Source organism: Bacillus sp. P4_E1, from assembly GCF_056401715.1.
Genome location: NZ_JBFUIV010000027.1, coordinates 1 through 13,099, shown reverse-complemented (window position 1 = coordinate 13,099; position 13,099 = coordinate 1). Strand labels below are relative to the sequence as shown.

The 13,099-nt window shown below is 38.3% G+C and carries 13 protein-coding genes and 1 rRNA gene; all 14 read left to right on the top strand.

Annotated elements, in window-relative coordinates:
• Positions 1 to 50: 50 nt before the first annotated feature.
• The gene (ftsH, locus tag AC1DS7_RS26010) at positions 51 to 1,952 is read left to right on the top strand and encodes an ATP-dependent zinc metalloprotease FtsH (RefSeq protein WP_002091565.1); all 1,902 of its coding nucleotides are present in this window, start codon (positions 51 to 53) and stop codon (positions 1,950 to 1,952) included.
• A gap of 198 nt (positions 1,953 to 2,150) precedes the next feature.
• Positions 2,151 to 2,939, top strand: coding sequence for a type III pantothenate kinase (locus AC1DS7_RS26005; RefSeq protein ID WP_002009692.1), 789 nt, complete (start codon positions 2,151 to 2,153; stop codon positions 2,937 to 2,939).
• Between the two features lie 6 nt (positions 2,940 to 2,945).
• Positions 2,946 to 3,821, top strand: a complete 876-nt coding sequence (hslO, locus tag AC1DS7_RS26000) for a redox-regulated molecular chaperone HslO (RefSeq protein ID WP_002009693.1) — start codon at positions 2,946 to 2,948, stop codon at positions 3,819 to 3,821.
• 117 nt (positions 3,822 to 3,938) lie between these two features.
• Positions 3,939 to 4,862, top strand: coding sequence for a cysteine synthase A (cysK, locus tag AC1DS7_RS25995; protein WP_002130221.1), 924 nt, complete (start codon positions 3,939 to 3,941; stop codon positions 4,860 to 4,862).
• A gap of 223 nt (positions 4,863 to 5,085) precedes the next feature.
• Positions 5,086 to 6,483, top strand: a complete 1,398-nt coding sequence (gene trpE / locus AC1DS7_RS25990) for an anthranilate synthase component I (protein WP_012260169.1) — start codon at positions 5,086 to 5,088, stop codon at positions 6,481 to 6,483.
• A gap of 5 nt (positions 6,484 to 6,488) precedes the next feature.
• Positions 6,489 to 7,076, top strand: a complete 588-nt coding sequence (gene pabA / locus AC1DS7_RS25985) for an aminodeoxychorismate/anthranilate synthase component II (protein WP_002029312.1) — start codon at positions 6,489 to 6,491, stop codon at positions 7,074 to 7,076.
• Complete coding sequence (pabC, locus tag AC1DS7_RS25980) at positions 7,070 to 7,942, top strand: aminodeoxychorismate lyase (protein WP_002091560.1); 873 nt, start codon at positions 7,070 to 7,072, stop codon at positions 7,940 to 7,942. The genes pabA and pabC overlap by 7 nt, the downstream gene beginning before the upstream one ends.
• Entirely contained in the window at positions 7,917 to 8,777 is an 861-nt protein-coding gene (folP, locus tag AC1DS7_RS25975; protein ID WP_012260170.1) for a dihydropteroate synthase, read from the top strand. Before pabC ends, folP begins: the two co-directional genes overlap by 26 nt.
• On the top strand, positions 8,778 to 9,140 hold the full coding sequence (gene folB / locus AC1DS7_RS25970) for a dihydroneopterin aldolase (protein ID WP_012260171.1): 363 nt from the start codon (positions 8,778 to 8,780) through the stop codon (positions 9,138 to 9,140).
• Complete coding sequence (folK, locus tag AC1DS7_RS25965; protein ID WP_002138868.1) at positions 9,137 to 9,652, top strand: 2-amino-4-hydroxy-6-hydroxymethyldihydropteridine diphosphokinase; 516 nt, start codon at positions 9,137 to 9,139, stop codon at positions 9,650 to 9,652. The genes folB and folK overlap by 4 nt, the downstream gene beginning before the upstream one ends.
• Entirely contained in the window at positions 9,604 to 9,807 is a 204-nt protein-coding gene (locus tag AC1DS7_RS25960; RefSeq protein WP_002009706.1) for a helix-turn-helix domain-containing protein, read from the top strand. Before folK ends, AC1DS7_RS25960 begins: the two co-directional genes overlap by 49 nt.
• Before the next feature lie 23 nt (positions 9,808 to 9,830).
• On the top strand, positions 9,831 to 10,829 hold the full coding sequence (gene dusB / locus AC1DS7_RS25955) for a tRNA dihydrouridine synthase DusB (protein ID WP_002009708.1): 999 nt from the start codon (positions 9,831 to 9,833) through the stop codon (positions 10,827 to 10,829).
• A 160-nt stretch (positions 10,830 to 10,989) separates the two neighbouring features.
• Positions 10,990 to 12,489: a lysine--tRNA ligase gene (lysS, locus tag AC1DS7_RS25950; RefSeq protein WP_002009709.1), complete on the top strand. Its 1,500-nt coding sequence runs from the start codon at positions 10,990 to 10,992 to the stop codon at positions 12,487 to 12,489.
• Positions 12,490 to 12,890: 401 nt separating this feature from the next.
• Positions 12,891 to 13,099, top strand: a 16S ribosomal RNA gene (locus AC1DS7_RS25945); the annotation flags it as partial.

The following is a 13,099-nucleotide window of genomic DNA, read 5'->3' as shown; positions in this document are numbered from 1 at the left end:
TTTTATGTTACGATTTACTATAGTGTTTATGCCGTGAGAGGAGGTTAGGAATGAATCGTATCTTCCGTAATACCATCTTTTATTTACTGATATTCTTAGTAGTAATTGGAATCGTGAGCTATTTTAATGGTTCGACGCAAAAAACGACATCAGTTAGCTACGATAAATTCATTACTCAACTTGAAAAAGGTGAAGTGCGTAATGTGCAGCTTCAACCGAAAAATGGTGTGTTTGAGGTAAAGGGACAATTCAAGACTTCTAGCCAAGGAGAACAATTTGTTACTTATGCACCAAATACTGAGGAATTACAAAAGAAAATTAATGATAAAGCGCAAGGGGCTGAAGTTAAGTATCAACCAGCAGAAGAAACAAGTGCTTGGGTAACGTTCTTTACTTCTATCATTCCGTTTGTCATTATCTTCATTTTATTCTTCTTCTTATTAAACCAAGCTCAGGGCGGCGGTAGCCGTGTTATGAACTTCGGGAAAAGTAAGGCGAAGCTATACAATGATGAAAAGAAAAAAATTCGTTTCAGAGATGTTGCTGGAGCGGATGAAGAGAAACAAGAACTTGTTGAGGTAGTTGAATTCTTGAAAGACCCTCGTAAGTTCGCTGAAGTTGGTGCCCGTATTCCGAAGGGTGTTCTATTAGTGGGACCTCCAGGTACAGGTAAAACTTTACTAGCACGTGCTGTTGCAGGTGAAGCAGGCGTTCCGTTCTTCTCTATTAGTGGTTCTGACTTCGTAGAGATGTTCGTCGGTGTCGGTGCATCCCGTGTACGTGATTTATTTGAAAATGCAAAGAAAAATGCTCCTTGTATCATTTTCATTGATGAAATTGATGCAGTAGGACGTCAACGTGGCGCGGGTCTTGGCGGTGGTCATGATGAGCGTGAACAAACGTTGAACCAATTGCTTGTTGAAATGGATGGATTCGGTGCAAATGAAGGTATTATTATCATCGCTGCGACAAACCGTCCTGATATTCTTGATCCAGCGTTATTACGTCCAGGTCGTTTTGACCGTCAAATTACAGTAGATCGTCCAGATGTAAATGGTCGTGAAGCTGTACTTAAGGTACACGCTCGTAATAAACCGCTTGATGAGAATGTCAACTTAAGAGCAATTGCAACTCGTACACCAGGATTCTCTGGTGCCGATCTTGAAAACTTATTAAACGAAGCTGCTTTAGTAGCTGCGCGTCAAGATAAGAAGAAAATTGATATGAGTGACATCGATGAAGCGACGGATCGTGTTATTGCAGGTCCAGCTAAGAAAAGTCGCGTTATCTCTGAAAAAGAACGTAATATCGTTGCATTCCATGAGGCTGGCCATACTGTAATTGGTGTTGTCCTTGATGAAGCAGATATCGTTCATAAAGTAACAATTGTCCCTCGTGGTCAAGCTGGTGGATATGCGGTAATGCTTCCGAAGGAAGATCGTTACTTCATGACAAAACCAGAGTTACTTGATAAAATCACTGGTTTACTTGGTGGCCGAGTAGCTGAGGAGATTGTATTTGGTGAAGCAAGTACAGGTGCTCACAACGACTTCCAACGTGCGACTGGTATTGCAAGACGTATGGTTACAGAATTCGGGATGAGTGATAAGCTTGGACCGATGCAATTTGGTAGCTCACAAGGTGGTCAGGTATTCTTAGGAAGAGACTTCCATTCAGAACAAAACTACAGTGATGCAATCGCGCATGAAATTGATGTGGAAATGCAAATAATTATTAAAGACTGTTATGCTCGTGCGAAACAAATTCTTACTGAAAAACGAGATAAGCTTGATATTATCGCGAAAACGTTACTTGAAGTAGAAACATTAGATGCAGAGCAAATTAATCATTTATATGATTATGGCAGATTACCTGAGCGTCCAACATCTTCAGATGATGTGAAAGTAAACATCAATATGAAGAAAGACGATGAAGATACAGAAGATAAGTAAGAAAAAAGGAGTGACAATAGTCACTCCTTTTTTTTGTGGAATGAATTTAAGTGGCAAAAAAAATTGAAATAGAGAGTAATCTTTTTGTACAATGATGAGTATAGAAAAAATGATTATATAAGTATGTGTGATATGATGTTTTTATAAGTTTTATACATACTGCGCAAATATAGATTAAATAAGATAAGTGGTGAGAATATGATTTTTGTATTGGATGTAGGGAACACAAATGCGGTACTAGGTGTGTTTGAAGAGGGAGAACTTCGTCAGCATTGGCGCATGGAAACAGATCGTCATAAAACAGAAGATGAGTATGGGATGCTTGTAAAGCAGTTACTTGAGCATGAAGGTCTTTCTTTTGAAGATGTGAAAGGTATTATTGTGTCTTCAGTCGTACCGCCAATTATGTTCGCTTTAGAGCGTATGTGTGAAAAGTATTTTAAAATTAAACCGCTTGTAGTGGGGCCTGGGATAAAAACTGGCTTGAATATTAAATATGAAAATCCACGTGAAGTAGGCGCGGACCGAATTGTAAATGCAGTAGCAGGAATCCACTTATATGGAAGTCCGCTTATTATTGTTGATTTTGGTACGGCTACTACATATTGTTATATTAACGAAGAGAAGCATTATATGGGTGGCGTCATTACGCCAGGAATTATGATTTCGGCAGAGGCTTTATATAGCAGGGCAGCAAAGCTTCCTCGTATTGAAATTACAAAACCGGGTAGTGTTATCGGGAAGAATACAGTAAGTGCAATGCAATCAGGTATTCTTTATGGATACGTTGGACAAGTGGAAGGTATTGTTAAGCGTATGAAGGAAGAAGCTAAGCAAGAACCGAAAGTTATTGCAACAGGTGGATTAGCAAAATTAATTTCAGAAGAATCAAATGTAATTGATATTGTAGATCCGTTTTTAACGTTAAAAGGTTTGTATATGTTATATGAGCGTAATGCAAATTTACAACATGAGAAGGGTGAATAAATAAGTATGAAAGATTATTTAGTAAAAGCGTTAGCGTTTAATGGAGAGGTTCGTGCTTATAGTGTACGTACAACAAATACAGTAAGTGAGGCGCAAAAGCGTCATGATACATGGAGAACAGCTTCAGCGGCACTTGGTCGTTCTTTAACTGCGGGTACAATGATGGGTGCTATGTTAAAAGGCGAGCAGAAGTTAACGATTAAAGTAGAGGGTAACGGCCCGATTGGTCCTATTTTAGTCGATGCTCATGCAAATGGGGATGTACGTGGTTATGTAACGAATCCGCATGTTGATTTTGAAGGAACGGAACAAGGGAAATTACGTGTATATCAAGCGGTAGGTACAGAAGGGTTTGTAACGGTAATTAAAGATATCGGTATGCGTGAACCGTTTATTGGTCAATCTCCCATTGTTTCAGGAGAACTAGGGGAAGATTTCACATATTATTTCGCGGTTTCTGAGCAGACACCTTCTTCTGTAGGTGTTGGTGTTCTTGTAAATGGAGATGATAGCGTATTAGCGGCGGGTGGATTCATTCTTCAAATTATGCCAGGTGCGCAGGAAGAAACAATTTCATTTATTGAAGAGCGTCTTCAACAAATCCCGCCGGTATCACAATTAATCGAACAAGGTCTTTCTCCAGAAGAATTACTGTATGAAGTGCTTGGAGAAGATAAAGTGAAAGTGCTAGAAACAATGGATGTTCAATTTAATTGTACATGTTCACGTGAGCGTATTGAAAGTGTGCTAATTAGTTTAGGTAAAGCGGAGTTAGAACAAATTCGTGCAGAAGAAGAAGAGACGGAAGTTCACTGTCACTTCTGTAATGAACGACATAAATTCGCTAAAGAAGATATTACAAGTCTAATTGAGAAGCTGTAATAAAGAAGTTTAGGTGGAGAATCAGCCGCCCAAATAGATTGACAAACAGGGAATTTTCTGACAAAATCTAAATATAGATAAAACCAATAAAAATACTCGGTGTTAGGAGTGACAGGAATGCGAGTGGCACAATCAGTTTCAGAATTAATCGGGAAAACGCCGATCGTTAAGTTGAACCGCATCGTAGAATCAGACAGCGCAGATGTATACTTAAAATTAGAATTTATGAATCCGGGGAGCAGTGTTAAAGATCGTATCGCGTTAGCTATGATTGAAGATGCTGAAAATAAAGGATTATTAAAAGAGGGCGATACAATCATTGAGCCGACAAGTGGTAACACAGGTATTGGCTTAGCGATGGTAGCAGCTGCTAAAGGATATAAGGCAATTTTAGTAATGCCAGAAACAATGAGTATTGAGCGTCGTAATTTATTACGCGCTTACGGTGCTGAATTAGTATTGACTCCAGGACCTGAAGGAATGGGCGGAGCAATTCGAAAGGCAACTGAATTAGCAGAAGAACATGGGTACTTTATACCACAACAGTTCCAAAATCAAGCGAATCCAGAAATCCATCGTATAACAACAGGTCCAGAAATTGTTGAACAGATGGGGGATCAATTAGATGCGTTTATCGCAGGTATTGGTACAGGTGGAACAATTACAGGTGCCGGTGAAGTGCTGAAAGAGGCTTATAAAGATATCAAAATTTACGCGGTAGAACCTGCGGATTCACCAGTATTATCTGGTGGAAAGCCAGGACCACATAAGATCCAAGGAATTGGAGCGGGGTTTGTTCCGGAGACATTGGATGTAGAGGTATATGATGAAATTATTCAAGTGAAAACGGAGCAAGCGTTCGAATATGCGAGAAGAGTGGCTAAAGAAGAAGGTATTTTAGTTGGTATCTCTTCGGGAGCAGTCGTTTATGCAGCGACAGAAGTTGCGAAGAAATTAGGTAAAGGGAAAAAGGTACTTGTTATTATCCCAAGTAACGGTGAACGTTATTTAAGTACACCACTTTATCAATTTGAGTCATAATTGAATGTGATTTGAAAAGCATCCTTAAAAAAGGATGCTTTTTCTTTTTCGATTGGAAAAAGGAAAAGAGTGAATGACTAGAAAACTTCATGTAAAATAAGAAGTAGTATAATTAATTTATTTTCACTAGCCCTCAAGTATAATCATTCTCTATATAAATAATTTTATGTAGTTTGAGTTGATTGGCTTAAGAGGGTGGGATAACAGAAGACGGGGTGTTGATATGCAACGAAGAAAATCTTTAGCGCTTTCTATTCCATATCAGTTAGATTTCTTTAAGCAATATAAATTTCTTTCTCAGGATAAGCCGCAACATATTTTGTTAGAAAGTGGACGTGGTGGTCGTTATAACATTGTTGGGCTGGATCCAGTAGCGGTAATTCAGGGTAAGAATGAGACGTTACATATAAGTGAAAGTGGTAAGGAAACAATAGAGCGAGGGAATCCATTAGATTTAATGCAAGCGTATATGGAGAAATGGAAAACGGATTATAATCCGGAGTACCCACCTTTTCAAGGTGGGGCAATTGGATACTTTAGTTATGATTGTATCCGTTATATTGAAAAACTTTCTTCTCTTGCGGAGGATGATATTAATATACCTGACATATTCTTTTTGTTATTTGATGACGTGTTTGTGTATGATCAACAGGAGAAAGTATTATGGATTATTACGCATTATGTAGATGAGTGTGAAGAGGCAGAAGAACGATTAAATGAATGGAAGGGTCTTTGGATGAAAGAAGCCCCCGAAGTGACTATGCCGTTTGAATGTCCTGAAAAGAAAAATGAAGCAGTCGCTTTTACGGAAGAGGGCTTTATGAAGGCCGTTGAACGTATTCAAGAATATATTGGAGCGGGTGATGTGTTTCAAGTAAACTTGTCGACAAGACAAGAAAAAACATTACAAACACATCCATTAGAAATATATACAAGTCTTCGTGAAATTAATCCATCTCCATATATGGGTTACTTGGAGTTTGGAGATTTTCAAATTGTTAGTGCTTCGCCTGAATTGCTAATTAAAAAGCAAGGAAAAGAAGTGAGTACAAGACCGATTGCTGGTACGCGCTCTCGAGGAGCAAGTGAGCAAGAGGATGAAGAATTAGCGAAAGAATTAATTGAAAATGAAAAGGAAAGAGCAGAGCATGTAATGCTTGTGGATTTAGAACGAAATGACTTGGGCCGGGTTTGTAAATATGGCACTGTTGAAGTAGATGAATTTATGGTGATTGAAAAATACTCACACGTTATGCATATTGTTTCTAATGTGCGTGGTGAGGTGGAAGCAGATAAAGATGCTTTCGATTTGGTGAAGGCTGTATTTCCTGGTGGGACAATTACCGGTGCCCCGAAAATACGTACGATGGAAATTATTGAAGAATTAGAACCTGTTCGCCGAGGAATTTATACAGGGTCAATTGGTTGGATTGGTTATTCTGGAGATACGGAATTGAATATTGTAATCCGAACACTACTTGCTAAAGATGGACAAGCGCATGTGCAAGCTGGAGCGGGTATTGTAATTGATTCAAATCCAAAAAATGAATATAAAGAGTCGTTAAAAAAAGCAATCGCTTTATGGCGTGCAAAAGAAAGTAGCGAAGAAACGGTTAGGTGAGAGAAATGATATTAATGATTGATAATTATGATTCTTTTACATTTAATTTAGTGCAGTTTCTTGGAGAACTTGGACAAGAGCTTGTTGTTAGGCGTAATGATGAAGTGACTATTTCGGATATTGAGAATATGAAACCGGATTTTTTAATGATTTCGCCAGGTCCATGTAGTCCTAATGAGGCGGGAATCAGTATGGATGTTATTAAATATTTTGCAGGTAAGCTCCCGATTTTTGGGGTCTGTCTTGGACATCAATCAATTGCACAAGTATTTGGAGGGGATGTTGTCAGGGCAGAGCGTTTGATGCATGGAAAAACATCTTTAATGCATCATGATGGGCAGACGATTTTTTCTGATATCCCAAATCCATTTACCGCGACACGTTATCACTCTCTTATCGTTAAAAAAGAGACGTTACCGAATTGTTTAGAGATAACATCTTGGACTGAAGAAGGTGAAATTATGGCGCTTCGTCATAAAACGTTGCCGATTGAAGGGGTGCAATTCCATCCGGAATCTATTATGACTTCTCACGGGAAAGAATTGCTACAGAATTTCATTCGCAAATATAGCCCAAGTGTGACATCGTGTTAATTTACGTAAATGGCGCGTATGTAGAAGCGAGTGAAGCGAAAATTTCTCCTTATGACCACGGTTACCTATATGGACTTGGGGTTTTTGAGACATTTCGTATTTATAATGGTCATCTCTTTTTATTGGATGATCATTATGAACGCTTAATGGATGCGCTCGATATATTGCAAATCAAATGGACAATGACAAAAGATGAAGTGATGCTTATTTTAAAGAATCTACTTGTTAAGAATGGGTTAAAGCATGCATATGTGCGCTTAAATGTATCGGCGGGTATAGATGAAATAGGATTACAAACGGAAGTATATGAAGAACCGTCTGTTATTGTTTTTATAAAACCTTTAGCAGCTCCAGGGAATGTAGTGGAAAAAGAAGGAGTTATTTTAAAGCAAGTGAGAAATACACCAGAGGGTGCATTTCGCTTGAAGTCCCATCATTATTTAAATAATATTTTAGGGAAACGCGAAATTGGAAATGTTGTGAATAAGGAAGGTATTTTTCTTACCGAAACAGGTTATGTTGCAGAGGGTATTGTTTCGAATCTCTTTTTTGTTAAAGGAGATATTTTATATACTCCTTCATTAGAAACAGGGATTTTAAACGGAATCACTCGTGCGTTTATTATAAAGGCTGCTGAAGAGCTAGATATAGAAGTAAAGGAAGGTTTCTTTACAAAAGATGAATTGCTTTCAGCGGATGAAGTGTTCGTAACGAACTCTATTCAAGAGATTGTCCCCCTTTATCGTATAGAGGAGAAAGATTTCCCGGGTAAAGTGGGAGTGGTTACAAAAAGACTTATGGATCTTTATGGAGTGCAGAGAGAGAAATTGTGGAGCAGAAATGAATTGCGAAGAGGAGATGTGTAGTTTGAAGTGGGATTATGATTTGCGCTGCGGCGAATATACATTGAACTTAAATGAAAAGACATTAATTATGGGGATATTAAATGTAACGCCAGATTCATTTTCTGATGGTGGGAGTTACAACGAAGTAGATGCTGCGGTGCGACATGCGAAAGAAATGAAAAGTGAAGGTGTCCATATTATTGATATTGGCGGCGAATCTACCCGTCCGGGTTTCGCTAAAGTTTCAGTAGAAGAGGAAATAAAGCGAGTTGTTCCAATGATTCAGGCAGTGTCAAAAGAAGTAAAGCTACCTATTTCTATTGATACGTATAAAGCTGAGGTTGCGAAACAAGCGATTGAAGCTGGTGCTCATATTATTAATGATATTTGGGGAGCAAAGGCGGAACCGGGGATTGCTGAAGTTGCAGCCTATTATGATGTGCCCATTATCTTAATGCATAACCGAGATAATATGAATTACCGCAATTTAATGGCCGATATGATTGCTGATTTGTATGAAAGTATTAAAATTGCTAAAGATGCTGGTGTGCGAGATGAGAATATTATTTTAGACCCAGGTATCGGTTTTGCGAAAACACCTGAGCAAAATTTAGAAGCGATGCGCAATTTAGAACAGTTAAATGTACTGGGTTACCCAGTTCTCTTAGGTACTTCAAGAAAGTCCTTTATTGGCCATGTGTTAGATTTACCAGTGGAGGAACGTCTTGAAGGAACGGGAGCTACCGTTTGTCTTGGTATTGAAAAGGGCTGTGAGTTTATCCGTGTTCATGATGTGAAAGAAATGGCGCGTATGGCTAAGATGATGGACGCGATGATTGGTAAGGGGGTAAAGTAATTGGATAAAATTTATATCCATGATATGGAGTTTTACGGTTATCATGGTGTATTCCCAGAAGAGAATAAATTAGGTCAGAGATTTAAAGTAGATTTAACGGTGGAGTTGGATTTAAAACGCGCAGGAGAAAGTGACGACTTAAAGCATTCTGTCAATTACGGGGAACTTTTTGAGCTGTGTAGAAAAGTTGTTGAAGATAGAACGTATAAGCTTGTAGAGAGTATCGCTGAAAATATCGCTACAGATATATTGAAACAATATGAGAGTATTTCACGGTGTACAATTAAGGTAATTAAACCGGATCCGCCGATACCAGGACATTATCGTGCTGTAGCTGTAGAAATTACGAGAGAGCGTCCATGAATAATATAGCGTACATTGCATTAGGTTCCAATATTGGGGAGCGTTATACTTATTTAACTGAAGCAATTCAGTTTTTAAATAAAAACCAGCATATCCAAGTTGATGATGTTTCGTCTGTATATGAAACTGATCCGGTTGGCTATACTGACCAAAATTGCTTTTTAAATTTAGTTATAAAAATTTCTACCAATTTATCACCGCAAGAATTATTGAAAGTAACACAAAGGGTAGAGAATGACCTAGGAAGAAAAAGGGAAATTAGATGGGGCCCGAGGACCATCGACCTTGACATTTTACTATATAATCAAGAAAATATTGAAGCAGAGAATCTTATTGTTCCGCATCCGCGGATGTTCGAAAGAGCTTTTGTTATCGTTCCGTTGTTAGAAATCAATCAAGATATAAAACAAGACATTTCACGTTCACAAGTAGAAGAAATGAAAAGGCGAGAGGGAGTAACGGTATGGAAGCAGAAAAATGGGGAAGACGCATTCGTGCTTTTCGAAAGCTAAAAGGCTATACGCAAGAAGGTTTTGCGAAAGAATTAGGGGTATCTGTATCGGTTTTAGGTGAAGTTGAGAGGGGCAATAGATCACCTTCCCAAGATTTTGTAGTAGAAGTCGCTAAAACATTAAACGTTTCAATAGACGAATTGATGCCAAAGTGACCGTAAAGGAAGGAGTAAGTCGGGTGTTAAAGATTGCAAATATTGAGATGAAAAATCCAGTTGTACTAGCACCGATGGCGGGAGTGTGTAACTCTGCATTCCGTTTGACGGTAAAAGAATTTGGTGCAGGTTTAGTTTGTGCTGAAATGGTAAGCGATAAGGCAATATTACTTAATAACAAAAGAACATTAGATATGTTATATATCGATGAGAGAGAAAAGCCATTAAGTTTACAAATTTTTGGTGGAGAGAAAGAAACTCTTGTAGATGCTGCGAAATACGTAGATAAATATACGACAGCAGACATTATTGATATTAATATGGGGTGCCCAGTACCGAAAATCACTAAGTGTGATGCAGGAGCAAAGTGGCTTTTAGACCCAAATAAAATATATGAGATGGTAGCGGCGGTTGTAGATGCTGTTGAAAAGCCAGTTACAGTTAAAATGCGTATTGGTTGGGATGAAGAACATATTTTCGCAATAGAAAATGCTAGAGCTGTTGAGCGTGCTGGTGGACAAGCGATAGCGGTTCATGGGCGTACACGAGTGCAAATGTATGAAGGTAAAGCGGATTGGAATATTATTAAACAAGTAAAGCAGGCTGTAAATATTCCGGTTATCGGAAATGGTGATGTCGAAACACCACAAGATGCAAAGCGTATGCTTGATGAAATTGGTGTAGATGGTGTTATGATTGGTCGCGCTGCTCTTGGAGATCCGTGGATGATTTATCGTACGGTAAAGTATTTAGAGACAGGTGAGTTAATGCCGGAACCAACAGTGCGTGAGAAAATTGATGTATGTATGTTGCATCTAGATCGTCTTATCGATTTAAAGAACGAAAATGTTGCCGTAAGAGAGATGAGAAAGCATGCAGCTTGGTATTTAAAAGGTGTTCGTGGTAATGCGAGTGTGCGTAATGGTATCAATACTTGCGACACACGTGAGGACCTTGCGAATGTATTAGGTGCATTTGTAGAAGAAGTAGAAGCGAAACAACAAACAATTTATGTTGGTTAATAAGGGGGCATAGGAGATTGACATTCTTCTATACACTTCCTATAATTACGTGAAAGAAAGAAGAACTGCCAGTTAGTTGCTGGCAGTTTTTCTAGTTGAGTAGAAAATGCTATACTGTATATATTGTAAAAATTAATAGAGCTGGAGTGATATTAATATCATGGATAACATGAACCACGAAGAATTAAACGACCAATTGCTTGTTCGTCGTGAAAAGCTACATAATTTACGTGAGCAAGGAATCGATCCGTTCGGTAAACGATTTGAACGCACAAATTCAACAACTGACTTAGTAAGTCTATATGGAGAATTCTCTAAAGAAGAATTAGAAGAGAAAGAAATCACTGTTTCTATCGCTGGTCGTATTATGACAAAACGCGGTAAAGGAAAAGCGGGATTTGCGCATATTCAAGATTTACAGGGGCAAGTTCAAATTTATGTGCGTAAAGATACTGTTGGAGATGAAGAGTACGAGTTATTTACGACAGCAGATTTAGGTGACTTAGTAGGTATTGAAGGTAAAGTGTTCAAAACAAACGTTGGAGAACTTTCAGTAAAAGCAATAGGATTTACACTTTTAACGAAATCCCTTCGTCCATTACCGGATAAATACCATGGATTAAAAGATGTTGAACAACGCTATCGTCAACGTTACTTGGACTTAATTACAAGTATGGAAAGCCGTGAAACGTTCGTTACCCGTAGTAAAATTATTCGTGAAATGAGAAGATATTTAGATGACAACGGTTATCTTGAAGTGGAAACGCCTATGATGCACGCGATTGCAGGTGGAGCGTCTGCTCGTCCTTTCACTACACACCATAATGCGTTAGATATGGAATTATATATGCGTATCGCAATTGAACTTCATTTAAAACGTCTTATTGTGGGTGGATTAGAAAAGGTTTATGAGATCGGCCGTGTATTCCGTAATGAGGGTGTATCAACTCGTCATAACCCTGAGTTTACGATGATTGAATTATATGAAGCGTACGCTGATTATAATGATATTATGAAACTAACAGAAAATATGGTTGCTCATATCGCGAAAAAAGTATTGGGTACAACAACAATCCAATATGGTGATTATGAAATTAATCTAGAGCCAGAATGGACACGTCTTCATATGGTAGATGCAATTAAGCAACACTCTGGAGCAGATTTCTGGAATCCAATGAGTGTAGAAGAAGCGCGTGAACTTGCAAAAGAACATAATGTGGAAATTAAGAATACAATGGAAGTTGGTCATATTATTAATGAGTTCTTCGAACAAAAAGTAGAAGATAAATTAATCCAACCAACATTTATTTACGGTCATCCGGTAGAAATTTCGCCACTTGCGAAAAAGAATGACGAAGATCCACGATTCACAGATCGTTTCGAGTTATTTATCGTTGCGCGTGAACATGCAAATGCATTCACTGAGTTAAATGATCCAATCGATCAAAAAGAACGTTTTGAAGCTCAACTAAAAGAGCGCGAGCAAGGTAATGACGAAGCTCACATGATGGATGATGATTATATCGAAGCTCTTGAGTACGGTATGCCTCCTACGGGTGGGTTAGGAATCGGTATTGATCGTCTTGTTATGTTATTAACAAACGCACCATCCATTCGTGACGTACTATTATTCCCAGCTATGCGCCATAAACAAGACTAAGCTTTGGAGATTTCTCCAAAGCTTTTTTTATTTCTTTATTTGAGGGGAGAGAAACCTTCTATTAAAAGGAAAGCGAGATTATTGCTCGTTAAGTGGATGCCAGATTAAAAAACTATACTTATATAGAAGAAAGTTGCTGTTTTTATGCTTTTTTACTAAGTTAAAAATTTTATTAGAAAAACTATTGCATTTCGTTTTTCTACATGATATATTAATAACCGTCGCTGATGCGGAAACGCAGAAAACGACAAAAAAGAAATTGAAAAACTTAGTTGACATCGAAAAATGAAGATGTTAACATAAGGAAGTCGCAAATGAGCGACTAAGTAGTTCTTTGAAAACTGAACGAAACAAACAACGTAAACGTCAATTTTTATTTTTAGATGCTAGACAAACTAACTTTATTGGAGAGTTTGATCCTGGCTCAGGATGAACGCTGGCGGCGTGCCTAATACATGCAAGTCGAGCGAATGGATTAAGAGCTTGCTCTTATGAAGTTAGCGGCGGACGGGTGAGTAACACGTGGGTAACCTACCCATAAGACTGGGATAACTCCGGGAAACCGGGGCTAATACCGGATAATATTTTGAACTGCATAGTTCGAAATTGA